Source organism: Streptomyces sp. NPDC017993 (assembly GCF_044328065.1).
Classification (GTDB): domain Bacteria; phylum Actinomycetota; class Actinomycetes; order Streptomycetales; family Streptomycetaceae; genus Streptomyces.
The window spans coordinates 340,068-362,456 of record NZ_JBIRGO010000006.1 but is presented as its reverse complement, the minus strand read 5'-3'; the positions used below and the strand labels follow the sequence as shown (position 1 = coordinate 362,456).

The 22,389-nt window shown below is 69.8% G+C and carries 24 protein-coding genes; 11 read left to right on the top strand and 13 right to left on the bottom strand.

Annotation, left to right across the window (positions count from 1 at the left end; all coding sequences use genetic code 11):
• Positions 1 to 107: 107 nt before the first annotated feature.
• From ACH4FH_RS13630 to ACH4FH_RS13615, 4 genes are all read right to left on the bottom strand, one after another.
• Positions 108 to 248 carry a SapB/AmfS family lanthipeptide gene (locus ACH4FH_RS13630; protein ID WP_393897032.1) on the bottom strand — a complete coding sequence of 47 codons (141 nt, stop codon included), beginning with the start codon at positions 246 to 248 and terminating at the stop codon, positions 108 to 110.
• A 60-nt stretch (positions 249 to 308) separates the two neighbouring features.
• A complete protein-coding gene (gene lanKC, locus ACH4FH_RS13625) occupies positions 309 to 2,912 on the bottom strand; it encodes a class III lanthionine synthetase LanKC (protein WP_398555969.1) in 2,604 nt (867 codons plus the stop codon).
• 252 nt (positions 2,913 to 3,164) lie between these two features.
• Entirely contained in the window at positions 3,165 to 3,368 is a 204-nt protein-coding gene (locus ACH4FH_RS13620) for a cold-shock protein (RefSeq protein WP_393897030.1), read from the bottom strand.
• Between the two features lie 466 nt (positions 3,369 to 3,834).
• Positions 3,835 to 4,182 (bottom strand): MerR family transcriptional regulator, encoded by a 348-nt coding sequence (locus ACH4FH_RS13615; protein ID WP_398556075.1) that lies wholly within the window; start codon positions 4,180 to 4,182, stop codon positions 3,835 to 3,837.
• A gap of 714 nt (positions 4,183 to 4,896) precedes the next feature.
• Between ACH4FH_RS13615 and ACH4FH_RS13610 the strand changes: the two genes are divergently transcribed.
• From ACH4FH_RS13610 to ACH4FH_RS13600, 3 genes are all read left to right on the top strand, one after another.
• The gene (locus ACH4FH_RS13610; protein WP_398555968.1) at positions 4,897 to 5,127 is read left to right on the top strand and encodes a DUF6480 family protein; all 231 of its coding nucleotides are present in this window, start codon (positions 4,897 to 4,899) and stop codon (positions 5,125 to 5,127) included.
• 218 nt (positions 5,128 to 5,345) lie between these two features.
• On the top strand, positions 5,346 to 6,161 hold the full coding sequence (locus tag ACH4FH_RS13605) for a DUF899 domain-containing protein (protein WP_398555967.1): 816 nt from the start codon (positions 5,346 to 5,348) through the stop codon (positions 6,159 to 6,161).
• A gap of 264 nt (positions 6,162 to 6,425) precedes the next feature.
• A complete protein-coding gene (locus ACH4FH_RS13600) occupies positions 6,426 to 6,836 on the top strand; it encodes a transposase (protein WP_398555966.1) in 411 nt (136 codons plus the stop codon).
• Positions 6,837 to 6,903: 67 nt separating this feature from the next.
• On the opposite strand, the gene ACH4FH_RS13595 is transcribed toward ACH4FH_RS13600, so the two are convergent.
• Positions 6,904 to 7,974 (bottom strand): YihY/virulence factor BrkB family protein, encoded by a 1,071-nt coding sequence (locus ACH4FH_RS13595; RefSeq protein WP_398555965.1) that lies wholly within the window; start codon positions 7,972 to 7,974, stop codon positions 6,904 to 6,906.
• A gap of 700 nt (positions 7,975 to 8,674) precedes the next feature.
• Here ACH4FH_RS13595 and ACH4FH_RS13590 point away from each other — a divergent pair.
• The 3 genes from ACH4FH_RS13590 (at position 8,675) to ACH4FH_RS13580 (ending at position 10,721) form a co-directional block, all read left to right on the top strand.
• Positions 8,675 to 9,385: a hypothetical protein gene (locus ACH4FH_RS13590; protein ID WP_398555964.1), complete on the top strand. Its 711-nt coding sequence runs from the start codon at positions 8,675 to 8,677 to the stop codon at positions 9,383 to 9,385.
• 215 nt (positions 9,386 to 9,600) lie between these two features.
• The gene (locus tag ACH4FH_RS13585) at positions 9,601 to 10,386 is read left to right on the top strand and encodes a VOC family protein (protein WP_398555963.1); all 786 of its coding nucleotides are present in this window, start codon (positions 9,601 to 9,603) and stop codon (positions 10,384 to 10,386) included.
• Positions 10,387 to 10,511: 125 nt separating this feature from the next.
• The gene (locus tag ACH4FH_RS13580) at positions 10,512 to 10,721 is read left to right on the top strand and encodes a hypothetical protein (protein WP_398555962.1); all 210 of its coding nucleotides are present in this window, start codon (positions 10,512 to 10,514) and stop codon (positions 10,719 to 10,721) included.
• A gap of 259 nt (positions 10,722 to 10,980) precedes the next feature.
• On the opposite strand, the gene ACH4FH_RS13575 is transcribed toward ACH4FH_RS13580, so the two are convergent.
• A complete protein-coding gene (locus tag ACH4FH_RS13575) occupies positions 10,981 to 11,487 on the bottom strand; it encodes a hypothetical protein (RefSeq protein WP_398555961.1) in 507 nt (168 codons plus the stop codon).
• 316 nt (positions 11,488 to 11,803) lie between these two features.
• On the opposite strand from ACH4FH_RS13575, the gene ACH4FH_RS13570 reads away from it, so the two are divergent.
• Complete coding sequence (locus tag ACH4FH_RS13570; RefSeq protein WP_398555960.1) at positions 11,804 to 12,685, top strand: SigB/SigF/SigG family RNA polymerase sigma factor; 882 nt, start codon at positions 11,804 to 11,806, stop codon at positions 12,683 to 12,685.
• A 230-nt stretch (positions 12,686 to 12,915) separates the two neighbouring features.
• Here the strand turns inward: ACH4FH_RS13570 and ACH4FH_RS13565 are convergent, their stop codons facing one another.
• Positions 12,916 to 14,223: a phytase gene (locus tag ACH4FH_RS13565; protein ID WP_398555959.1), complete on the bottom strand. Its 1,308-nt coding sequence runs from the start codon at positions 14,221 to 14,223 to the stop codon at positions 12,916 to 12,918.
• 333 nt (positions 14,224 to 14,556) lie between these two features.
• Between ACH4FH_RS13565 and ACH4FH_RS13560 the strand changes: the two genes are divergently transcribed.
• Positions 14,557 to 15,354, top strand: a complete 798-nt coding sequence (locus ACH4FH_RS13560) for a CAP domain-containing protein (RefSeq protein WP_398555958.1) — start codon at positions 14,557 to 14,559, stop codon at positions 15,352 to 15,354.
• Positions 15,355 to 15,445: 91 nt separating this feature from the next.
• Here the strand turns inward: ACH4FH_RS13560 and ACH4FH_RS13555 are convergent, their stop codons facing one another.
• Positions 15,446 to 15,733: a hypothetical protein gene (locus tag ACH4FH_RS13555; protein WP_398555957.1), complete on the bottom strand. Its 288-nt coding sequence runs from the start codon at positions 15,731 to 15,733 to the stop codon at positions 15,446 to 15,448.
• Between the two features lie 349 nt (positions 15,734 to 16,082).
• A complete protein-coding gene (locus ACH4FH_RS13550) occupies positions 16,083 to 17,000 on the bottom strand; it encodes a MerR family transcriptional regulator (protein WP_398555956.1) in 918 nt (305 codons plus the stop codon).
• A 325-nt stretch (positions 17,001 to 17,325) separates the two neighbouring features.
• On the opposite strand from ACH4FH_RS13550, the gene ACH4FH_RS13545 reads away from it, so the two are divergent.
• Both ACH4FH_RS13545 and ACH4FH_RS13540 read left to right on the top strand, forming a co-directional pair.
• A complete protein-coding gene (locus tag ACH4FH_RS13545) occupies positions 17,326 to 17,610 on the top strand; it encodes a hypothetical protein (RefSeq protein WP_398555955.1) in 285 nt (94 codons plus the stop codon).
• A gap of 284 nt (positions 17,611 to 17,894) precedes the next feature.
• Complete coding sequence (locus ACH4FH_RS13540) at positions 17,895 to 18,710, top strand: class I SAM-dependent methyltransferase (protein ID WP_398555954.1); 816 nt, start codon at positions 17,895 to 17,897, stop codon at positions 18,708 to 18,710.
• A gap of 18 nt (positions 18,711 to 18,728) precedes the next feature.
• Here the strand turns inward: ACH4FH_RS13540 and ACH4FH_RS13535 are convergent, their stop codons facing one another.
• The 3 genes from ACH4FH_RS13535 to ACH4FH_RS13525 all read right to left on the bottom strand — a co-directional run bounded on the left by ACH4FH_RS13535 (position 18,729) and on the right by ACH4FH_RS13525 (position 21,139).
• Positions 18,729 to 19,166 carry a CBS domain-containing protein gene (locus ACH4FH_RS13535; protein WP_398555953.1) on the bottom strand — a complete coding sequence of 146 codons (438 nt, stop codon included), beginning with the start codon at positions 19,164 to 19,166 and terminating at the stop codon, positions 18,729 to 18,731.
• A gap of 201 nt (positions 19,167 to 19,367) precedes the next feature.
• Positions 19,368 to 19,598 (bottom strand): hypothetical protein, encoded by a 231-nt coding sequence (locus ACH4FH_RS13530; RefSeq protein ID WP_398555952.1) that lies wholly within the window; start codon positions 19,596 to 19,598, stop codon positions 19,368 to 19,370.
• A gap of 236 nt (positions 19,599 to 19,834) precedes the next feature.
• Positions 19,835 to 21,139, bottom strand: coding sequence for a glycosyl hydrolase family 28-related protein (locus ACH4FH_RS13525; protein ID WP_398555951.1), 1,305 nt, complete (start codon positions 21,137 to 21,139; stop codon positions 19,835 to 19,837).
• A gap of 41 nt (positions 21,140 to 21,180) precedes the next feature.
• Between ACH4FH_RS13525 and ACH4FH_RS13520 the strand changes: the two genes are divergently transcribed.
• Positions 21,181 to 21,912, top strand: coding sequence for a CDP-alcohol phosphatidyltransferase family protein (locus tag ACH4FH_RS13520; RefSeq protein ID WP_398555950.1), 732 nt, complete (start codon positions 21,181 to 21,183; stop codon positions 21,910 to 21,912).
• Between the two features lie 27 nt (positions 21,913 to 21,939).
• Here ACH4FH_RS13520 and ACH4FH_RS13515 read toward each other — a convergent pair whose 3' ends face one another.
• Positions 21,940 to 22,368, bottom strand: a complete 429-nt coding sequence (locus ACH4FH_RS13515; RefSeq protein ID WP_398555949.1) for an adenylyltransferase/cytidyltransferase family protein — start codon at positions 22,366 to 22,368, stop codon at positions 21,940 to 21,942.
• Between the last annotated feature and the right edge of the window lie 21 nt (positions 22,369 to 22,389).

Sequence of the window (22,389 nt, the reverse complement as noted above, 5' to 3'; positions counted from 1 at the left end):
TCGGCTCCGTGGGACGGGTACGGCGGAGCGGCGGCCCCGGACGGTTGTCCGCCCGGGGCTGCCGCGAGCACATCACGCGGAGGCTTGAGCCTCAGCGCAGACGGCCGTCAGTTACAGGTGGTGACGCTCAGGCTGCTGTCACCGCAGAGCAGCAGGCTCGCGCGGCTTCCGCCGCCTCCGCCGCCGGTGAACTCGTCCGTCGTCTCGGCCTTGGGGGTTTCCATCGTCTGGAGGTCGAGAAGGGTCATGATGGTTCCTCTCATAGGTGGGGACAGGGTTTTCTCATTCGGCCCCCGGAGGGGCCGGCTTCAGGGCCGCGGTGGCGGCGGGAGGAAGGGCAGGTGCACGGGCTTGTCGTGCAGCGCGCTGCCCAGCGCGAGCAGGCACCCTGCGGTGCCGGTGCTCAGGTCCATGGAGAGGCGCATCATCTGCTCCCCGGCGAAGGCCAGGTGCCCCTGGTAGGGAACGGCGCCCCAGGAGAGTGAGGCGATCTGCCTGCGCAGATCGGCGGCGTGCGTACCGGGGCCACCGGCCGTGGTGCGGCTCAGGTGCAACACCATGCCCGCCGCGCCGCGGAACAGCCCCGGCTGGGCATAGAACTTGGCCTGCGCGGCCCGCACGATCTCGCCCCGCGCCCGTTCGAACTCCGCGTCCGCACGATGCGCGAGGTAGTCGTCGAGCACCATGCCGATACCGACACTGCCGGCGCCGAGATACGGCATCGTCCGCCAGCCTTCGTCGACCTGTAAAGCGCCGCCGACGCCCTGTACGCAGCGGGCCAGATCCCGGCGCAACGCGTCGGCGGCCAGGTCCAGCAGGGCGGTGTCCTTGGTCCGTTCGTACAGGCGGAGGAAGAGCAGCGCCGTGCCGGTGGCTCCGTGCAGGAGGCCGGCACGGGCCGCCGGGCGGGCCTGTGTGCCCTCGCCGCCGGACGCTTCGGCGCTCTCGGCGACGAGTTCGGCGCACCGCAGTGCCTTGTCCCGCAGGGCGCTCTCGCCGGTGGACGTGGCGAGGGAGTCGAGGGCCAGGCCGAGTCCCGCCAGCCCGCTGTGCAGATCGGGAGCGATGTCGGTCCAGCTCTCGGCGGTGATCCGCTCGACGAGCGCCAGGGAGTGCTCGCGGTGTCCGAGTCGGTCCAGTACCCAGGCGACGCCGGACAGGCCGTCGTAGAAGCCGAGCGGACTGCCGGAGGCGGGTGACTTCGCCCGCAGCAGCAGCCATTCCTCGGCCTCGGGGCAGCGGTCGGCGCCGGTCTCGGCCAGGGCGTAGAGCACCCCGGCGGCGCCGTTGGCGAAGGAGGTGCCGCCGCCCGCCGTCGCGAACTGCGCGATGTCGCCCGGGAAGTAGCGATCCTCCCGCTCGGGCGTGGCCGACGCGAGCACGGCTCGCACCATGGAGTCGCGGCTGCGCGGCCAGTCGTCCAGCGCTACCGGCAGGTAGTCCGCCCCGGCGTCCGCGGGCGCGGTCGACGGTGTGGCCGGTGCCCGGTGCCCGCGCAGAATCTCCGCCACCGCTTCGTCGAGGAACGCCCGTGGTACCGGGAACTGTTCGGCGGCGATCCGCGCCAGATGCGCCGCCTTCGTACGGTCCACCGCGAAGAGGCTGGTGAGCGGCAGGAACAGGGCCAGCCGCAGACAGGCCAGGGCGTAGCGGTCGACATCGAAGCCCCGGCGGTCGGCGGGGGCCACGAAGCCCGGGTTGGCGATGACCTGACGGACGCTCTGGTCGTCGATCGCGGCGGCCTCGAAGTCCAGCAGCACCACCGAGGTCTCGTCCTCGGACAGCATGATGTTGAACAGATGCAGATCGTTGAAGACCACGCCGCGGGCGTGGATCGCGGCGACCGCGTCCGCCACCAGACCGTGCACACGAAGGGCCCACTCCGTGTACTCGGCGAGCCGGTCCGGGCCGGGATCCGCTTCGATCAGCGGGTGGCGATGGGCGAAGAAGCTGTTCAGCGGCCGCCCCTCGATGTACTCCAACGCAAGGAAGGAGTGGTCGCCCAGCGTGAACCAGTCGCGCACCTCGGGAGTGCACCCCAGCCCTGACAGTCGCCGCAGTGCGTCTCTCTCACGCCGCAGACGGGTCACCGCGTCGGCCTCGTCCGCGGCAAGTCCGGCGTGCGGTCGGGCCTCCTTGAGCACCACCCGCTCGTCCGTGCGCAGGTCTCGGGCGACGTAGACGCCGCCGCCGTTGGAGAAGTGCAGCGCGCGCTCGATGCGGTACGGGATCTCGGTGACAGTGGTCGCGGAGCGGGCGGCCAGATGCGGTTCGAGGAAGTCCGGGAGCGTGACCCACGGCGGTACGTGGAACGTGGGCTCCCGGCGATCGGGGACCAGCCGGCCCTGCGCGTCCTCCACCGCGGGGCACAGCTCACCCGCGTCGTCGTAGCAGTGCCGCTCGGTGAAGCTGCCGTAGCGGACGTACACCGGCCCGGCACCCCAGCGCAGATCACTGAGGATGTACGGCCCCGGCTCGCCCCCGAGCAGCGCGTCCAGGTCCTCCGCGATGACGCGGCACTGCGCTTCGTCGGCGGGGTAGATGGTGAGGAACTTCCCGCTGGCGCCGCGGTCGGCGTACTTGGCGTTGCGTGTGTGCAGCAGGTACCGGCTCGGCATGCACTTGAAGGCGATGGCTCTCGGTACGCAGTAGTCCCAGACCCGGTCGAGCACCTTCTCGGCGTTGTCCAAGCACGCGGACACGTGAATCTTCCAGCCCTGGCTGGGCAGTTCACGGTCGAGCGGGCGGAACGCCAGCCAGTCGCCCGAGCGGTGGCGCTGCCAGCCGTCCGGCAGCTCCTGCCGCAGTGTCTCGTAGAGGCCGGCGCTGCCCTTGCCCGTGGCCGGCAGCCGATGCGGGGCGTCGTAGAACTGCCGGTCGGCGTCGCAGAAGACGGCGTAACCCTTGTTCATCCCACTCCCTCGGCCTCGTGATGCCACGAACGCTGTCATGCGGCCGGGAGGTGAAACAGTCGTGATTGTCATGAAGGAGCCGTGAAGAACGCATGGATCCGCACATATCGGTGTCGAACGGTCGAAGCGTCTGAAAGAGGTGCGCGAAGAGTGGGGCGCCTCAAGGTCGCTGCAGCACCGACGGCCCGTTGTGGCACAACAGTTGGGGCCCGCACCTCACGGTGCGGGCCCCAACCGGCTCGTGCGCCTCGGTCAGGCGACGACGATGTTCTCCGCCTGCGGGCCCTTCTGGCCCTGCGTCACGTCGAACGTCACCTTCTGGCCTTCCTGAAGCTCGCGGAAGCCCTGGGCGGCGATGTTCGAGTAGTGGGCGAAGACGTCAGCGCCGCCGCCCTCCTGCTCGATGAAGCCGAAACCCTTTTCCGAGTTGAACCACTTCACGGTGCCGGTAGCCATGCCATATCTCCTTCGGGGCAATTCCCGGGCCGCGCACTGTGCGCGGCCGGCGTTGCCGCGATGATTACCCCGTCCGGAATGCACCGGAAATACAAAAGCACACCCACCGGCACGGAAAGCCGTTAAGCGCACTTGAAGTCTTTGGGAACCACAACTGCAACTGAGATCGACAGTAACACGGTGCATGCGAACGGGCGCGGTGAGTAATATCGCTGCGCTCGTCGGGTCGTGAACCCTTGCCGCACATCGGGAAAAATTCTGCGTCTGAGGCTGGAGATATTCGTCCGTCCGGGCCGCACGATCCGCGGCCCGGACGGCTGTTTCCGCTGACGGGGGCCCCTGTCGGGTGGCCCGGCCGCCGCCCGTCCCGGGGCCGTGGCCGACGTGGGAAAGGACGGCGACGGCGTGTCACCCGTACGTAGTTGGTGCCTGCTGCCCCGGCGTCCGGCGTGGGGTAATACACCGGTCAGGAATGCGCGCTCTCGCCCGTTCCGGCCGTGGACTCGCGAAGTGAGGCATTCAGCCGGTGAGCGTCTTCGAGCTGGTCTTCCAGGATGACGATGCGGCATGCGGCATCGATCGGCATGCCGTCGTCGACGAGTTCGCGGGCGCGGGCGGCGATGCGCAGTTGGTAGCGGGAGTAGCGGCGGTGGCCGCCCTCTGATCGCAGCGGGGTGATCAGGCGTGCCTCGCCGATGGCCCGGAGAAAGGTGGGCGTGGCGCCGATCATCTCCGCGGCGCGGCCCATGGTGTAGGCAGGGTAATCGTCATCATCAAGTCGGTCGGTGGTGTTCGGGGGATTTTCTGGGGGCATTTGCACCTCTTCTGTGACGCGTCGAGGGGCCCCGGCGCCGTACGGCACCGGGGCCCCGAGGGGTTTCAACACCATCTGCCGGCGCCGGGCGCCGGCCTTCTGTTTCCGCATGTCCGTCTGGGAGGTCGGAGATACGGGGATCGCGAATGCGTGACCGGGGACCACCTTCCATTCCGGGGCCTGCGGTTCCCGAGCGGCCTGGGCCTTGCTCGGGCCATCCTGATGGTGTCTGCTCCTCTCTCAATTCCTCGGTTGAACTTCCTGCTCCGTGTTGTGGTTCTGCGGGTGGCGACCCTGCGGCCGCCCGGCCCGGCAATCAGTCGTGGGACCATCGCGCACTTCCGGCCCCACCACTCCACTGCCGTTCCGCGTTCCTCGCGGCAGTTCGTCGCCGCCGCCTATCGCTGACTTCGTCGGCTACCCGAGAAACCCTAACCGCGTCGTTTTTCCATGTCTACCTTCACCGCGGCAGATTTTCCCGGGCTCGGGGGAGAGGTTATCTGCCGCTGTGTGGCTGCGGGGCGGGCGACTCGGCCCGCGCCGTGGCCGATGCCGCAGCTCACGGCGGTATCGGGTGGCCGCCGCAGACGCCGCTCAAGATCTTTGGGGGGGCGGCGGTTCCTCGCTCGCCCGTGGCGCGGTGCGCACGGCGGCCGGGGTAATGATCCGGCGTCGCTCACCAATGAATCGGTCGCTATCGGGCAAGCTCGACATATGGACACGCAAGAACCGGATCCGGAGCCTCGTCGCACGCCCGGCCTTGACCCCGGTGGTCTGGTGCCCCCGGGGGAGACCCCGCCCGGTGAGGACAGCACGGGTGCGGAGACCGGCCCTCGCGCCGACCTCACGCGGGGCTGGGCCAAAGGCCCCGCCATCATCATCGGGATCGTCGTCCTCCTTTGCGCGGCGTTCTTCATGGCCTACGCCGTGCTCTACGCGCGCTGACCGGGAAAGACGCCGGCCGGACCGCGTTGCCGACGGGGCCCCGGGTGAAACCGGCGCCAGAGCGCGCCTGTGAAGATGTCGGCCCGACGTGGTCCGTGCAGGCTCGACCGAGGGTGCCTCCTGGTGCGATGAGTTCCGGCCGGGTCGCGAGTCTGTTCCGGTGAGCGTCGTTGCCCGTCGTACGACGCCGCCCGGCACGAGACACCACGGAGGGCACCATGACGACCACGCCCGGCAACGCGAGCGGCGACCTCCCCGGCAAGCCGCCAGTCGTCGACCTGGCCACCTGGCAGGCGGCGCGCGAGGAGCTGCTGGTCCGCGAGAAGGCGCACACCCATGAGGGCGACGCGATCGCCGCGGCCCGGCGACGGCTGCCGATGGTCGAGCTCGACGGCGCGGTCAAGGTCACCGGCATTGACGGGCCGGTCCCGTTCCTATCCCTGTTCCAGGGTCGCGACGAGCTCGTGGTCTACCAGCACATGTGGTACGACGGCGCACCGCACCAGGGGCAGTGCGAGGGCTGCACCACCACGGCCTGGCACGTGAAGGACGCCGTCTACCTCAACGCCCGGGGCGTCTCGTTCGCCGTCCTGACCTCGGGCCCGTGGGACGAGGTGGCTCCCTACGTCGAGTTCATGGGCTACACCCAGCCCTGGTACTCGGTGCGGGGCGTGGAGGCGCCGATCGGCGGACAGATGGGGCACATCGCCTGTTTCCTGCGCGACGGCGACCGCGTGTTCCTCACCTACTCCACGACGGGACGTGGCAACGAGCCGGTCAACGGGTCCCTCGGCCTGCTCGACATGACGCCCTACGGCCGCCGCGAGGCGTGGGAGGACGACCCCGAGGGCTGGCCCGAGGCCCCGCAGACCGGCGCGCCCGTCGGCGGGCATGGCGAGCCGATCAGCTGCACCTGGCGCTCGGACGCCGACGGCGTCGCCACCTGGGGCCCGACCAGCCGGCCCGTGCCGCAGTGGACCCGCCCCGGCGCGACCCCCGTGGAAACCCTCGGCCGGCAGGGTCACCACCACTGACGCGCCTTCGCCGACGGCGTCGGCAACATATGTGAGGCGCCGGGCGACACCTCCGGACGATGCGAAGTGCGCCCGCGTGCTCGATCGGTGGGCGGCTCGCACGGAAGGTGAAGGACTCCTGGCAGGAGAGGAGTTGCCCAGGCTTTCCGGCCCTACCAGGAGCCCGGGTGCACGTATCGGCGAGTGCAGACTCGCCCTGCCCTGCCCTGCTCAGGCCGGGGTGGTGATCGTCTCTCGCGGCGGCACTTGTACCCCGGTTCGACGATGACCGACGGGCAGTGGGCGCTGCCGGCGCTGCTGCTCCCGGCGACGGGGAGCACCGACGGGCGCGGAGGCAGGCCCGAGCAGTGGGACCGGGCCCTGGTCCTGGTCCTGGACGCGATCTTCTACCTGGCCCGCATCCGGAACGCGCGGGCCCTGCCGGCCGACTTCCCGCGGCACCAGACCGTCTACGCCCTGCCCCGCCGGTGGATCCGCGCGCGGGGGCGTGGTGCCGGATCTACGCAGCGCAACATCTGGGACCTGGCCGTGGCGATCGTCAAGCGCCCTGACCAGGCCAAGGGCCATGTCCTGCTCCACCGCCGCTGGGTCGTGGAATGCTCCTTCGCCTGGCCGGCCAGGTTCCGCCGCCTCGTACGCGGCTACGAGACCTCCCCGCCACCCACGAAGCCGTGACCCGGACCGCCGCCACCTGGCAGCTCAGCAACCGCTTCACCCGCTGACCCGGTTCACGGACTCTCTCTCAGAGTTTGCGGGTGTCGCGCGGTTCGACGTACGGCTCCTCCTCGGGCGGGTGGCCGCCCTCGATGGCCCGGGACCGTTCGAGCTCCGAGTTGAACTCCAGACCCAGCAGGGTCGCGATGTTGGAGATCCACAGCCAGACCAGGAAGATGATCACCGCTGCGAAGCTGCCGTAGGTCTTGTCGTAGCTGCTGAAGTTGGCCACGTACAGGCCGAACAGCGCGGAGGCGACGAGCCAGATCACCACGGCCAGGAGACCGCCCGGCGTCACCCAGCGGAAGGTGCGTCTGACGTTAGGAGCGGCCCAGTAGAGCACCGCGAAGATCAACGAGACCAGGATGACGAGTACCGGCCACTTGGCGAAGTTCCACACCGTCAGCGCCGTGTCGCCCAGCCCCAGGACCTGACCCATCTTCTGGGCGAGAGGACCGGTGAACACCACCCCGATCGCCGTGAGAGCCAGCAGCACCACCACGACGACCGTGATCCCCAGACGTACCGGCAAGGTCTTCCACACCGGTCGTCCCTCGCCGATGTCGTAGATGGCGTTGGCGGCCCGCATGAAAGCCGCGACGTACCCTGAGGCGGACCACAGGGCGATGACGATGCCCACGATCAGGGCGAGGCTTGCCGCGCCCTGGCTGTCCTCCATCTGCTCCAGCATGTTCGTGAGGACGTCCCGGACGGACCCCGGGGCCAGGCTGCCGAGGTTGTCGATGAGCGATTGGATCGTCGAGCTGCCGAGCAGGCCCAGGATGGACACCAGGGCCAGCAGGGCGGGGAAGATGGCCAGCACGCCGTAGTAGGTGAGTGCGGCTCCCCAGTCGCTGAGGTTGTCCGCCTGGAACTCCCGCAGCGTGCGTTTGAGGGCGTCCTTCCATGAGCGCTTGCGCAGCGCGGTGGGGCTGGCGGGGGTGGACTCGCCGTCCGTCGTCGAGTCGGCGGAGGAGCCGGGGGAGCCGGGGGTGCCGTCGCCGACCGGTCCGCGATCAGGGGCACCGGTGTGCTCGCCGTTCCGCGCGGGGTCGTGGCCACCCTCGGGCTCGCCTTCGTGCGGCGTCGTCACGGTCATCGCCTCTTCCTGAATACGGGGCCCGGGACGTGGCGGGGAGGGCTCCGGTATCGGTCCAGTTTTCCGCCGGAGCGGGGGCCTGGCCTGCCGGGATCCGCCGCCTGGAGCACGGTGCCGTCGCCGCGCGGGCGGCGTGCGTCAGAGGGCGACGGGGGCGCGTCCCGCGTCCGGGAGGGCTGTGACGTGCCGATCGCACGGCGGACCTGGGTGACGCGGCCGTCGCGGGCCGTGCAGTCGGTCCAGCACGCGTGACCACAGCACCGTCTGGGTTTCGGCGGGGTGGTGACCCGCCATCAGGAGAGTGTCACGCGTCGACGCCGGTGTTAGGAGCCGGGATGCCCGTCACTGCCGAAGCTCTCCACGAGCGACCGTTGGCCGGTCGCGGCGCACAGGCGTGTGTGGCCGTCCAGGCTCGGCGTACCGATACCGCCCAGGGCGATCGGCGCCGGCGCGTAGGGGCATGTCGGCGCAAGAGTTTCATCGGTCCCAGTCTGCTGTGACTGACGTGGTCCTCGGGGTCGTCCCGCACGCCGACGGCCGGCCGTCGGTCACCGCGATGTCCCTCCCGCAGCCGTCGGAGCACAGTACGCACCGCCGGCTGCACCCTGCGGCGGGCGCGCTCCTGGATGATCCACGGGCGTCGCCGTGGCGGGCGGCGCACACTGAGGGCAGAGCGCGATCAGCACCGTGAGGTGACCCGATGAGCCGCATTCTCCCCGCAGGTTCCGCCCTGCTTCTGGCCGGGACGCTGGCATTAGCAGGCCTCAGTGGCTGCGGCTCCGGCGAAGGAAACGCACAGGAAGGCGCGACGGTCACCAGCACGCAGACCGTCACCGAGCCCCCGACGCCCACGAGGCCGCAGTCCAACCCCCCTCCCGCGTCGCAGACGCCGCCGTCCGCCCCGCCGAAACAGACGGTGAAGCCGCCTGCTGATGCCGAGTCCACCGTCAAGGCGTATTTCGCGGCGGTCAACGCGCGCGACTTCCGACGGGCGTGGGAGCTGGGCGGCAAGAGCCTCGGCGGCTCCTTCGAGTCCTTCCAGGCGGGTTTCGCGGACACGGCCCGGGACAGCGTCAGCATCGTCGACGTCAGCGGCAACACCGTGTCGGTGACCCTCGACGCACTCCAGACGGACGGGACCGTGCGCCAATACGCCGGTAGCTACACCGTCAGCGGCGGTGTCATCACCGGCGCCGCCATAGAGGAGCTGGGCGACTCGACGCCCAGCCCGCAGGACACCGCACCAGGGCAGACACCGAATGACGAGAACAGCAAGCTGTATCCCCCGGGACCGCCCGCCGGTGTTCCTGACGTCGACTGCCCCGACCTCGACGGGCCCGTGTGGGTGGGTGACGACGACCCGCACCGACTCGACGCGGATGGCGACGGCATCGGTTGCGACATCAACTGACGGCAGCTGAGCGAGGCGGACAGGCGCTGCGGGCGGGCGGCCCGCGGCGCGCCTCCGGCCGTCGGGCGCTCGACGCGCACTCAACTTGAGCGTCCGCTCGTCCGTCATTTCGCCGACCCCTCGGACCCTCGGCAACGCCTCTGCCTCGTGCGGGGATTGCGCTGCGCACAGCCGGGCAGTCGCCGGGCAGGGGCCAACCGAGTGGGAAGGACGTCATGTCGGAAACAGCGCACAGCACGCCGGTCCGCGGTGCCCCGTGCTGGGCGAACCTCGTCACCCGCGACCTGCGGGCGACCCAGGAGTTCTACGCGGCGGTCCTGGGCTGGAGCTACCGGCCCGGAAGCCTGGGGGAGGAGTTCTCCGTCGCCCTGCTCGACGGGCAGCCTGTCGCCGGCATCGGCGCCCTCGCCCAGAGCCTTCAGGTGGCGGTGGCATGGACGCCGTACTTCGCCGTCGAGAGTGCGGACGGAACCGCGGACCGCATCCGCGAGCGGGGCGCGACCATGGCGGTGGGGCCACTCGCCCTCGGCAAGGGCCGCGCGGGGCTCGCCGCCGACCGCGACGGCGCGGTCTTCGGGTTCTGGGAAGGCGAGGTGTTGCCATGGTCGGTAGGACAGGGCAACGCACCGGCCATGGTCGAGCTGCGGACGCGAACGGCGTCCGACGCCGCCATCTTCTACAGCGAGGTCTTCGACTGGTCCTCCTCGGAACAGCCGGGCACCTGCACCGCGATCCAGGAGGACGGCCAGGTCGTCGTGCGCGACGGTGCGCGTACCGTCGCCGCCCTGCGCGGCGGAGGCATCGCCGCCGACCCGGATCCCAGGGTCCGGCCCCGGTGGAGCGTTGATTTCCCCGTCGACGACCTGGCACGGGCCACCGAGGCCGCCGTCGAAGCCGGAGGCACCGTCACTCCACTGCCGACGACCGACAGCGGCACCTGCCGTGCCCGCGCGGTCATCCGCGATCCCGACGGGGGCCTGTTCACCGTCTGCACCGTCTAGAGGGATGGGCCGCCCGGCGGATGTCGTCGGCACAGGGTGCGTCGATGACGATCAGGTTGCGGTGCGCGCGTGTCTCGTTGCCGAAGCCAGGGTCTCTCGTTGGCGGTGATATGGACCCTTTTGAGATGAAGCATGACGAGCCGCTGTCACACGCCGAGTTGCTGGGGGCGTACTGGCTGGACACCCCGTACTACGGACCCGCCCCCTGGGTGCGGACGGCGGAACGCCCGTCGTCGTTGCGGGTGGCCACGGGCGGCCCGCTCCGCGCGGCGGGAATCGGCCTCGCCGTGGTGACGATCCTCGCGGCGGCCCTGTCGGCCTGGACGCACGGCTGAGACTGCTCGGTGAGGCCGAGGTTCCAGTGGCATTTTATGGCTTTTCGGCGCGCCCCCGTGGGGACGGGGGCGCCTGTGGCCGGTGTGGCTTTCGGCTGGGCTGAGAGCACTCGGGAGCTGCATAGTTCCGCGCCGCCCGCCGCCCGCCGCCCGCCGCCCGCCGCCCGCCGCCCGCCGCCCGCCGCCCGCCGCCGCCCCGTGCCGTCCGTCCGTCAACGAGCGGTTGTGCGGGGCGTGTGGCGGTCGGGGGCGCGCGTCGTCAGTCGCCGAGGCGGACGCGCAAGGTCACGCGCTCGTCGTGCATGGTGACGACCGCGTCGCCCTCGGCCTCGGCGTAGGCGCGCGTCCCTCCGTTGACCGACGCTCCGGCGGAGTGCGGGCCCGGGCCGAAGCGGTCCATCAACGAGGTGAGTGCCAGAGTGCCGTGATCATTGCGCAGCACGTACTGGCATTGCACGATGGCGCCTTGGGGCCTCACGTCGACCGCGCTGCACTGCGCGCTGCCGTCCCCGACGATGCGCCCCGGCTTGCCGTTGTCGTTCTTGCGCAGGTCGAGGTAGATGGTCCAGTTGTCGCCCGGCTGCAGATGCTGAGGCTGGGTGTGTGCCTTCTTGACCGCGATCCACTCGGTCTTCTTCTTGCTCTTGCTCTCCGGCTTCGCGTTGGCCGGACCGCTGTTCGGTACGAAGGTGAAGGCGCTGATCGCGAGGGCAGCAGTGGTCACGGCGGTCAGGACTACGGCGCGGCGGCGGGAGCGTACGAACACGGAGCCTCCAGGAACTCGGTCAGGAATGACGGACATGCGAACGCGGCCCCGCGACCTGCGGACGGCGGCTCACCGGCACACTTCAACGGCTGCTCCGCGCCGCGAGCCGTTGCCTGCGCCGGGACGTCACCCGCGGGAGCGGCGCATTCACTCATCCGCACGCCATGGTCATTCACACGGTGCTGCGGCAGTGCCGGACCCGTCAGGGAGCACCGACGGGCGAGAAAGAGTGTCAACGAGCCACGGGTAAGAGGTTTTTCGCATGACCAGTGGGTAGGCGAGGCATGACGTTCCGGCTAGCAGAGAGGAGCAGGACATGGAAACCGCAGCGGTGAAGGATCTGCCAACGGCCGACCGGGCAGAGGTTGCCCAGGATGCTCGGCCGGAGACCCCTCTGCCGCCGGTTGGGGACGCCCGCCGCGTCGCTCCGCGCGACGCCCGCCGCCTCTCGAAATTGTTCTTTGACCGCTTGGCGCTGCTGGAGGAAGGCACCGCCGAGTATCAGTACGCCCGCAATACCCTGATCGAGATGAACCTCTCGCTGGTGCGGTACGCGGCGAGCCGCTTCCGCAGCCGTGGGCAGGAAATGGAAGACATCGTGCAGGTCGGCACGATCGGTCTGATCAAGGCCATCGACCGCTTCGACGTCGCGCTGGAGAACGAGTTCACCACCTTCGCCGTGCCGTACATCGTCGGCGAGATCAAGCGCTTCTTCCGCGACACCACTTGGTCCGTACATGTCCCGCGCCGGCTGCAGGAACTGCGCGTCGATCTCGCCCGCGCCCGGGAGGACCTGGAAGGGCAGGGCATTCACGACCCGAGTGTCGCCGAGCTCGCCGAGCACCTGGACCTCGGGCAGGAAGAGGTGATCGAGGGACTCGTCGCCTGCAACGGCTACAGCGCCGACTCGATCGACCGGCCCATAGAGGCGACGGGCGGCAAGCAGCAGACCGGACTTGTCGCCGACTTGATGGGCAAGGAAGACCCCGCGCTCGCCCGTGCCGAGGACATTCAGGCGCTCAAGCCGCTCATCGAAAAGCTCGACGACCGTGCCCAGGCTCTGCTTCAAATGCGGTTCGGAGCGGAAATGACACAGTCCGAGATCGGTGACGAACTCGGTATCTCGCAAATGCATGTTTCGCGTCTGCTGAGCCGTGCCTGCAATCAGCTGCGCGAAGGGCTCCTCGCCGAAAGCTGAGTGTTCCGGGCCGGATTCTCCCGTGGACCCGATCCGCGCGCCGGCACGGGTCCACCGATGGCAGTCTCCTTCTCTGCCTTCGGTTTCAAGCCGGATGTTCCTGGACCGGTCGGCCCACTGGCCGACCGGTCCTTCAGCTATCGCGTCATGTACCAGAGATCTTCGCTCGTCCCTGGACAGCTGCGGGACGGCTCAACCGCACCCAGCCGTCGACGACGGCTCAACCGCACTCAGTCGTCGACGCTGTCCATGACCTCGCCGAGGTCCACGAACTTGAAGCCGGTGGCCTCGCGTTCGCCCTCCGCCGGGGTGTCGTGGCCGTCCTGGACGACGAGCAGGCCGTGCGGGTACTTCCTGCCGAGCGGGGCGTTGAGCACTGCCGCGCCATCGCACTCCTCCGAACCGTCCACCGTGCCCGAGGCGGACACCCGGAAGCCGCCCTCGTACTCGTTGCGGTCAGCGACTTCGCGATCGTAGAGGGCGAAGGTGTTGTCCCCCTGGCTGGACGCCAGGACATAGCCGTCGCCGTCGGCCTCGGTGAGCACCGTCAGCCCCTCGACGTCGGCCGCCAGGTGCGAGCCGCCGTAACCGGGGTCGGCGCCGGCCGTGCACTCCTCGGTCTCCTCGTCGTAGACACCCGGGACCCCGTACTCGCGGACCTGGTCCAGGAGTTGCGGCCTGCTGGTCAGGTCGGCGCGGATCCGCCAGATGCCGACGTCCTCCTGGCCGGCATAGAGCATCCCGGCGGCCGGGTCGACGGTCATGCCCTCGACCTGCGGCAGTTCACCGGGTTCCGCACAGGGTGTCCATGAGGAGCCGTTGGGCAGCCGGAACGACGACGGGAGGTCGAGGGTGCGGACGGTTCGGTAGCCGACGGTGCCGCGCGGGGTGGCGGTGAGTTCAAGCAGCGCGATGCTGGTGCGATTGCGGCGGCTGACCAGCGCGTAGGAACGACCGGTCGCCGGATCGGTCCACGTGGCGAGTCCGTAGGCTGTCTGCTGCTCGTTGATCTCGTCCTGGCCCGTGGAGAAGACGGTCGGCGCGGCGGGGTCCGTGACATCGGTCAGTGGACCACCGGGGCGGTCGCGGTCGATGCGGTAGATGCGCAGCTTGTCGTGGCCACGGTCGCTGGCCACGGCGATGTCGGCACGCCCCGAGGGGAGTTGCAGCCGGGAGACGAGATCGACGTTGTTGAACCGGCCGGGAGCGTCGTCCGGGCCGGGGGCGGGGGGAGCCGGGAGGGACTGGACCTGCCGCGCGTCCAGGTCGTACACCCGCAGCCCGCCCTCTTTGGCCGTGGCGATCACCAGACTGCGGCCCGGGTCGGTGGCGTTGCGCCAGATCGCGGGGTCGTCGGCGTTGGCGTTGCCGCCCGCCTCGTCGTCGAATAACGCGGGGGTCTCCGCCCGTGGTGTGACGGCGGGCAGTGCGGTGGGGGTGCCGGTGCTCGCGTCGGCGGGCCCGGTTGCGGCGGTGAGTGCCACGAGGGCTGCGCTCACCGCTACCGCGAGTGCAGGGACGGGACGGTACCTGGCCACTGGAGCGACTCCTGTGTGTCGGGGACATGGCGAACAGCGTGAGCCTGGGACCGCGCCGTGACGGCCGGGCGTCCGTTACGCGATGCCCGGGCAAGCGCGAGGTGAACTCGCGCGCCGGCCGGTGAGCGCCGACGGCGTTCAGAGCAAGTGCTTTGGCGCGGGCCGGAGTTGCGTCGTTCCGGGTGAACATAAGGCGCAGCTGGGTGGGACGCCATCTCCCTGCCGGGGAAGCGGAGTTGTTGAGCGGGCGATGGCGGCCTTCCATGGTGCGCACGGCGGGATCCGCACACGCCATCGACCATCCGGCTATCCCGTCATCCCTTCACTTTTCGGATGACATGCGCCCGTGCCCGGATGGTGCTCGGCGTCCCACGGGTAGGCAGCAGCTATCCACACGGTGCGGCTCACACGGTGCGGCACGGGGAGAGAGCGAGAGCGCCTATGGGGAGCGGTTCGGGACGATACGTGAACTCCGGCACGCGGGCCGTAGCGACCGTATTGATGGCGGCGGCCCTCACCGGGGCCGGATGGGGCGGCGACGAGCCCGCGAGCCGTGCCGTTCCGCCTCACCACTTCCGCAAGGGCTCGCTCCTCGCCGCTCCTGCACCGCCCACGCACCGAGACCGGCCACCGGCTCTCGCCGCGGTGTGGCAGGGGGCCTGGCGGCACCAGCATCCCCCGGCCCGTCGGCCGCCCGTCGCCGACCCGCACGCCGGAAACACTCCGTGGCGTGGGCCGGCCGCGCTCCGGGGTGCGCCACACCGCGTGCTCCGGCTGATCAACCGGGTACGGGCGGAGGCCGACTGTCCGCCTGTGCGAGAGAACCCCGCGCTGTCGAGAGCCGCCCAGAGCCACAGTGACCACATGGCCGGTGTCCAGGCCCTCTCCCACACCGGCAGCACCGGCACCGATCCGGGCAGTCGGCTCACGGACCAGGGGTATCGGTGGAGCCGGGCGGGCGAGAACATCGCGCGGGGGCAGCGGGGCCCCGGGGCCGTGGTCCGGGCCTGGCGGAAGAGCCACAAGCACCACACGATCCTGGTGACGTGTGCCTTCCGGGACGCGGGCGTGGGCGTCCAGGGTGGCCGGCACGGCCCGTGGTGGACCGCCGTTTTCGCGGCTCGCCGCTGAGGGCGCGAGTCGAGGAGCCGACGAGCCACGCACCGCGTGCGAATGTGAGGAGGCGGGCCGGGCCAGACGCCGCCGCGCCCGGTCGTGCGCCCTACTGGTGGAAGAGGTCGCGCAGAGAGGGCGCGTCGTCCTCGCCCCGTACCGCTTCGACGACGGCTTGATGGAAGTTGCGGCTGGCCTCTTCGGAATGACAGGGCACGGGGCTGCCGGCCATGGTGTACCACTCCGTGGCGCCTGTGTACTGGACTGCTACGTGCGCCTCGTCGTCGGACCAGGTGGTGTGGATGGTCAGGTCACCTTCCATCACGCCGGATTCCACGGTGCGCACAGCACCGCGGGGTGCGTGGATTCCGATGGTGGTCCAGGAGGCCCAGGTCATGTGTTCCCCCTCGGCGGCGGGGCCCCGGCCGGCGGCCAGGCGCAGTGCTTCAAGTCTGGCACCTGCCGTAGAGCGCCGCAGGACATCAGCCGGGGCGCGAGGGGGCGGTGAACCGGCCGCTGGTTGATCCGCCCGGGGAGGCGAGGTGAGCGAGGCGCACCAGGCCAAGCCCGTAATGACAATCCTGATCACCTCGGGGCAGCCGCCGCGCCGGCCGGGCAGCCGGACGGCGGCACACCGCCATGGGGGTGGTCCTCCGCCCGGCATCCGCGGTCAGGCCGGCTTGCACGATCGCGCGGGGTGTGGTGGTCGAGCGACGTGTGAGCGGCCGAGGCGGGGCCAAGGCCGCTCAAAGGGCCTGCTGAACCTCGGTCTGCAGGGCACGCTCCAGCCAGTGGAGTTCCTCCGTGTACGCCGGCTGCGGCTCGCGTCCTCGGACGATCGCCACGAGCCGCCGGTACCTCTGCGCTTCGGCCAGCATGCCTGCCCGGAGCCCTCGCAATACATCTGCCCGGTCGGCGTCCCCGAAGAGATCGGCCAGTACGGCGGCCGCGTCCCGGCCGACCGGGTCCACCCCGCGGGAGCGTGCCGCGCCGACCACCTGTACGGCATGGCCCGCAAACCAGACGGATGCGCTGGGCGGGGGTTTTTCTCCCGGCCCTGCCGTGGTGAGCGTCATCAGCGTGCGCATCCGCGAGCGGAAGTCCGGGTCCTGGACCAGCTCGGCCAGCTCGATCCAGGCGTCCACCTGCTCGGGTGTGGGGTCGTCGGGCAGTTCGATCGGGTTGCGCCGCATGCGCTCGCTGATGCGGGACGCGACTCCCAGGCCGTCGAACACCTCGGCGGTGAAGTCGTCGATGATCTGCCGGCGCTCGGCGGCGGACAGTCGGGCCAGTTTGTTCATCAAGGCTGTCTCCTCTGCGGTGGACCCGCGCTTCGCCACGGTGGACAGGACGGCCCGGCTGACCTTGAGGGCGCGTATCCGGGCGTCGAGTGCTGCCACATGCGTGGCCGCGACCTCAGCGACGGTGCTGTCACCGCTCAGGACCCGATGTACGTCCCCGAGCCCGATGCCCAGCTCCCGCAGGGTCCGAACGAGTTCCAGGCGGGCCACGCACCCCGCGTCGTACAGCCGGTAGCCGCCCTCGGACCGGCCCGCGGGCGGGAGCGCGCCGACGTCCGACCAGTAACGGATGGTGCGTACGGCGAGACCGGTGCGCCGGGCGAGTTGCCCGATGGTCAGCAGTTGCGGGTGTGCGTCGCTCATGGGAGGGAGTCTCGTCCTTCCACCGGCTGGAGACTCAAGAGCTACGAGCGGGCCGGCCAGGTGCGGGCAAGGACACGCCCGCCCCCGTACGTCTTCCCGCGTCTTCCTCGCGTCGCGACCGCTTCGCCCGTCGGGTTGCCCGAGACTCCCTGACCTGCCCTTTTACCCCAGATGAGGATCTCGGGGAGGTGGCGCGGTGAGCAGTGAGCGGTCCTTCGGGCGCACCTGGTCGTGTCGTACGGTCTTCGCGTCGGGCCGGTGACCCGCACTACCGGGGCGGGCCTCCTCGGCCCATGCCGGCAGGTGCGAACGAGAAGGAGTCGCCGTGTCCAGTGCCGCCGTGTCCCTCGCCGCGGAGTTGCGATCGGCCGCCTCGCGCATGGCGCTGGTCGACGACATCGCCGAGACCGACGCGCCTCACGAAGTGCTCTACGCCGTCGCGAACACCATCGGAGCTCTCAGCCATCCGGTCGCCGCTCTGTGCCGACGGGCCGCGGAGCAGCCAGGCACCAGTGCCGCGACCTCGGCCGAACTGGCCACCTGTGAAAGGGCGCTGGACGAGGCTGCGGCCAAAGTCAGGCTGGCCATGGACTGCTTCCGGGACCGGTGAGCAGTGGCCGGGCAGAGGTAGCGGGGAGGCAGCAGCGGGAGAGCGGCCGGGAAGCCTTGACCGGCCACGAGAGCACCTGAAAAACGTGCCTCAGGTATGTCCGGCAAGCCACCGTAGCGGCTCTCAACGGGGGTGTGCGCGCCCGTGCGGGAGGGTCGGGAGCGGGATGCCTTCCGTGCGCGCGCAGGCGCCGTCAACCTCGTCAGCGGCCTCGCCATATGACCTCTGAACTGGGCATTTACCGGGTTTGGGGCTAGCGTCCCGGGCACGTGGAAGGGGATCGGATGGACCGGAACATACGCACGGTCGACGACGTGCTGGAGCTCCTCGACGGCCTGTTCGCGCCGGATGCAGATCGCTGGACGGCAGACGCAGCCACCTGGTGGGACGGCTTCTACGACGACCGCTCCAAGCCGGTGCCGTTCTTCGTGGCGAAGCCTGACGAAAACCTGGTCGCGTACCTGGACCGGGGCCTGATCACGCCGGGCCGGGCCCTCGACCTGGGCTGCGGGCCGGGACGCAACAGCCTCCATCTGGCATCCCTGGGCTTCGCGGTGGACGCGGTCGACCTCTCGCCGACCGCTGTCGCATGGGCCGAAGAGCGCGCCGGCGAGGCCGGAGTCGACATCCGGTTCCACTGCGCCAACGCTTTCGCCCTCACCGAGACCGAGTTGGGCGGGACCTACGACCTGATCTACGACTCGGGCTGCTTCCACCATCTGCCGCCCCACCGCCGCATCAGCTACCTCGCCCTGCTCGACCGCCTCCTGGCCCCTGGTGGTCACTTCGGGCTCACCTGCTTCGCGGCCGGCGAGATGGGCTCCGAACTCCCCGACGCGGCCTACTACCGCGAGTCCCGCCTTCACGGCGGTCTTGCCTACACGCCGGATTCCCTGCGCCGGATCTTCTCCGACCTTGCCGAGGTCGAGCTGCGTCGCATGCACGACGAGCCCGCCGAATCCCCGCACTACGGCGAGCCCTTCTTGTGGGCGGGCCTGTTCCGCACGGTCCGCCAGGATCGGACCGCCACGGACGCGGACGCGGAAGAGCCGCAGCTCCACCCCGAACCGCGGTGCAACTGCGGCGACTTCACACGGTGAAGTACGGCGCCCGGCGGGTCAGCCCGCGGCCGCGTACACGCGGCTCGCGAACTCCGCGATCTGTTCGTCGCTGAGGTTCTTCGCGAGATTGGCCTCCGTGATCATGCCGATCAGGCGGTGGCCACTGCCCACGTCGATCACCGGGAGGCGCTTGATCTGGTGGCTCTCCATCGTCTGCAGGACCTCGGCGGCATCCGCCTCGGCATCGATCCAGTGCAGCTCTCCATCCAGGGTCCCCGCCTGGACCGTGGACGGGTCGATTCCTTCGGCGACGCACTTGATGATGATGTCGCGGTCGGTGATCAAGCCCATGAGCTTGTTGTTGTCCCCGCAGATCGGCAGAGCGCCGACCTTCAGATCACGCATCATCTTCGCCGCGTCGAACAGCGTCTCGTGCGCGCCGACGCACTGCACCCCGTCCGTCATGATGTCCCGGGCTCGCAGGTTCTTGGCCATGATTCCTCCAGCCTTCGGAGCGTTCGTTGCTGACCCCCACCTTCGATCACACCACGAATGGCTCAACGTCGCCCATTGAGGTAGGGCGCCCCACCACAGAGGCTCGTTGCCCTGAGGGGGGACCGTTCGCCGTATGGCACGGCAGATGCCCTCAGCGGCGGCGCCGGCGTGATCGAGTACGTCGGGAGCCGGGTGCGGCGGTCACTCCTGGGAGTCTTCTTCCCGGGAGTCGTCGCGGACGGGCGATGCCGTCCCGCCGTCGGCGCTGCGCTGATCGCCAGGCTTCTTCGCCATGGGTTCGTGGCGCGGCGGCGTGAGCGGCGGAGCGTCCTCCTGGGCGGCCTTCCGCTGCGCCGCGTCCGCCTGATCGCGTTCACGCTGGGCGGCGCCGGGCTCGGCGCCTTGCTGCTCTCGGTGCTCCTCATTGCCCATGACCACTCCAGATCTTGCTGATGCGTACACCCTCCACCGTGTGCAACCACGGAGCGTGGCGCATCCCGGCCCGCCCCTGGCGCACCGGCCGAAGGGCCCGCACCGAAGAGGTGCGGAGTTCCTCGCATACCCGATCCTCGTCGGAACGCAACTCCTGACACCGGCCGATCCGCAGGGGCCCCGGCCGGTCCTGTGACCGGCCGGAGTCCGTGTCGTGGTCCGGGTGAGGGGTCAGCTCACTTGCCGATGCAGTCGACGAACGTCACCCGGCCGCCCGCGCCCTTGACGAAGTTCTTCTGGGAGTGATTCCGCAGCAGGCACATGTCGTAGCGGGCGCGGGTGCCGGAGCCGCCGGGGTCCTTCTGTTCGTAGACGTGCTGCCCGGACAGTTGGCAGGAGTCATAGCGCACCAGGGGGCCTCTGGCGCCGATGTGGTAGCGGTGGGGCCGGGTCCCCTTCGCGAACGGCTTGAAGGACTGAGCGGTGTCGTCGCAGTCGTTGAAGTGGACCGTCCCGCTGTCCCAGGCGCAGTCGATCACGACGGTCTCCGGGTCGCGCACCTCGAAGCGGATGTCCTCGGCGTGGAAGCGCTGCACGGAGTCGTGGTGCGGACCGCGGGGGAAGCGGAAGAAGGTGCTGGTGCGCCCGTAGGGGCTGGAGGCCTGCGGGCGCCGCCCGGTGATGATGTACGAGCCGCCGCGGCAGGTGATGGAACCGCCGTAGGGGAACTCCAGGAAGTTGCCCCACTCGTACTCGACCTTCATGTCGTTGAACCAGTAGTTGAGGAACTGGTCCTGCTGCCGCGGATCCGTCGACTTCTGGGAGAGCCCGGAGTAGAGGAACGCCTTTCGGTAGGCGCCGCCCACCCGGCAGGCGTCCCAGCGCATCTCCGAGTTGGTGTTGCTCCCGTCGAGCGCGAGTCCGTACGTCCACTCACCGGTCCACTCACAGGCGGTGAAGCGGTAGTCCTGCGCCTGACCGGTCGAGTAGGAGTAGAAGAAGGAGGCGCCGGGGGTGCCGGAACGGAATCCGATCTGCTCGAACATGATGTTCGCCCAGCTGTCCTCGTTGCGGCAGAGGTAGGCGTTCTCGGCCCGCGCCGGAGCGAACAGGATCTGCGTCATCCGCTTGCCGGCGCCCCGGAACCGGAGACCGTTGGCCTTCAGCTTGCCGCCGCCGGCGTTGATCAGGGCATTGGGTTCCCGGATGAGGTAGGTCCCTGCCGGCACGTCGATCACCGTACGGCCGATGTGGTCCCACACCCGGCCCGCCGCGTAGGTGTACGCACGGGCGAACGCGCGGCTGTCGTCGGTGCGTCCGTCTCCCTTGGCGCCGAAGTCCGCCACCACGTCGACGACGTCCTTGCCCTTGGGCTTGCGGCCGGTCACGGTGCGGGCCTTGGCGTCGTCCTGAGGATCCGGGGACGGCGGGGACTCCTGGGAGTCGCAGCCCGCGAGGCCGGCCGCCAACGCGGCGGCCGTACCCGCCAGCACCGCCCTGCGGGTGGCGCCGCCGGTTGACCGGGAGAGCCTTCCTGCCATGATGTTGCTCCTTCGGGGGGTCCAGTCATCAGGTGGGGGACATGAGCCAGTTCGGTTACGCGATCAGAGAGCTTTCCGCGGCGCAGAAATCCGCGAAGGGGGTGTCTCTGTATTCGCGCTACGTGAACCGGCCGGCCGGCCGGATACTCGCCGCCGTCGGCTACAGCATGAAGCTGACGCCCAATCAAATAACCCTGATCAGTGCGGCGTTCACCCTCTTGGGCGGCACACTGATCGCGACGCTCGGCCCCTCGCCCGCCGTGGCGCTCGGTGTCTTCGTCGCGCTGGTCCTCGGTTTCGCACTCGACTCCGCCGACGGGCAGCTCGCCCGGCTCACCGGCACCGGCAGCCCCGCCGGGGAGTGGCTCGATCACGTGGTCGACTGCGCGAAGATGCTGGCCCTCCACATGGCTGTGCTCATCTCGTTCTACCGCCACTTCGACTTCTCCGCCCCCGTGTATCTGCTCGTTCCCGTCGCGTTCCAGTTCGCCGCGGTCATGGTCTTCTTCGGCGGCATCCTCACCGAACAGCTCAAGCGCGCGGAGCGGCTCAAGAGCGCTGCGGGCGCGCCGGCGGTCGTGGCCCCCGCGTCCACCCTGCGCTCCGTCGCACTGCTGCCGGTCGACTACGGGGTGTTCTGCGCGATCTTCCTGGCGTTCGGCAGCCGCGACCTGTTCGTGACGCTCTACTGCGTCCTGCTCGCCGCGCATGTTCTCTTCATGGTGGCGTTCCTGGCCAAGTGGTATCGCGAACTGGCCGCCCCCGGGCGCTGAGGCGCCGGGGACGGCCGATTCGTCAGGTCAGGCGGAAGCCGCGAGCCCGTCGAGTGCCTTGCGCAGCAAGGTGCTCGACGTGTGCACGGTGTAGGGGAAATAGATCACTTCCACCCCCACCGTCGCGAAGTCGCGTTCCAGTCTGCCGCCCTTTTCCGTGCCCCTCCAGTCGTCGCCCTTGAAGATGACGTTGAAGCGCACCTGCTGCCACGTCTCCAGCTTGTCGGGCACGGTTTCGACAAACGCCGCGTCGACGAATCGCACGCTGCGCACGATCTCCAACCGCTCGGTGAGCGGAATGACCGGCGCCTTTCCCTTGGCTTGTACAGCCATTTCGTCCGACACCACACCCGCCACCAAATAGTCGCACTGACTCCTGGCGTGCCGGAGAATGTTCAAGTGCCCGACGTGGAATAGGTCGTAGACCCCGGGTGCGTAACCTACTCGGTGCGTCATGTACCCCCCACTCGGCGTGCG

Coding starts and splice junctions, on each gene's coding strand:
- ACH4FH_RS13630 (WP_393897032.1), bottom strand. CDS start 248: ATGACCCTTCTCGACCTCCAGACGATGGAAACCCCCAAGGCCGAGACG.
- lanKC (WP_398555969.1), bottom strand. CDS start 2,912: ATGAACAAGGGTTACGCCGTCTTCTGCGACGCCGACCGGCAGTTCTAC.
- ACH4FH_RS13620 (WP_393897030.1), bottom strand. CDS start 3,368: ATGGCTACCGGCACCGTGAAGTGGTTCAACTCGGAAAAGGGTTTCGGC.
- ACH4FH_RS13615 (WP_398556075.1), bottom strand. CDS start 4,182: ATGCCCCCAGAAAATCCCCCGAACACCACCGACCGACTTGATGATGAC.
- ACH4FH_RS13610 (WP_398555968.1), top strand. CDS start 4,897: ATGGACACGCAAGAACCGGATCCGGAGCCTCGTCGCACGCCCGGCCTT.
- ACH4FH_RS13605 (WP_398555967.1), top strand. CDS start 5,346: ATGACGACCACGCCCGGCAACGCGAGCGGCGACCTCCCCGGCAAGCCG.
- ACH4FH_RS13600 (WP_398555966.1), top strand. CDS start 6,426: ATGACCGACGGGCAGTGGGCGCTGCCGGCGCTGCTGCTCCCGGCGACG.
- ACH4FH_RS13595 (WP_398555965.1), bottom strand. CDS start 7,974: ATGACCGTGACGACGCCGCACGAAGGCGAGCCCGAGGGTGGCCACGAC.
- ACH4FH_RS13590 (WP_398555964.1), top strand. CDS start 8,675: ATGAGCCGCATTCTCCCCGCAGGTTCCGCCCTGCTTCTGGCCGGGACG.
- ACH4FH_RS13585 (WP_398555963.1), top strand. CDS start 9,601: ATGTCGGAAACAGCGCACAGCACGCCGGTCCGCGGTGCCCCGTGCTGG.
- ACH4FH_RS13580 (WP_398555962.1), top strand. CDS start 10,512: ATGAAGCATGACGAGCCGCTGTCACACGCCGAGTTGCTGGGGGCGTAC.
- ACH4FH_RS13570 (WP_398555960.1), top strand. CDS start 11,804: ATGGAAACCGCAGCGGTGAAGGATCTGCCAACGGCCGACCGGGCAGAG.
- ACH4FH_RS13560 (WP_398555958.1), top strand. CDS start 14,557: ATGACATGCGCCCGTGCCCGGATGGTGCTCGGCGTCCCACGGGTAGGC.
- ACH4FH_RS13555 (WP_398555957.1), bottom strand. CDS start 15,733: ATGACCTGGGCCTCCTGGACCACCATCGGAATCCACGCACCCCGCGGT.
- ACH4FH_RS13550 (WP_398555956.1), bottom strand. CDS start 17,000: ATGAGCGACGCACACCCGCAACTGCTGACCATCGGGCAACTCGCCCGG.
- ACH4FH_RS13540 (WP_398555954.1), top strand. CDS start 17,895: ATGGACCGGAACATACGCACGGTCGACGACGTGCTGGAGCTCCTCGAC.
- ACH4FH_RS13535 (WP_398555953.1), bottom strand. CDS start 19,166: ATGGCCAAGAACCTGCGAGCCCGGGACATCATGACGGACGGGGTGCAG.
- ACH4FH_RS13530 (WP_398555952.1), bottom strand. CDS start 19,598: ATGGGCAATGAGGAGCACCGAGAGCAGCAAGGCGCCGAGCCCGGCGCC.
- ACH4FH_RS13525 (WP_398555951.1), bottom strand. CDS start 21,139: ATGGCAGGAAGGCTCTCCCGGTCAACCGGCGGCGCCACCCGCAGGGCG.
- ACH4FH_RS13520 (WP_398555950.1), top strand. CDS start 21,181: ATGAGCCAGTTCGGTTACGCGATCAGAGAGCTTTCCGCGGCGCAGAAA.
- ACH4FH_RS13515 (WP_398555949.1), bottom strand. CDS start 22,368: ATGACGCACCGAGTAGGTTACGCACCCGGGGTCTACGACCTATTCCAC.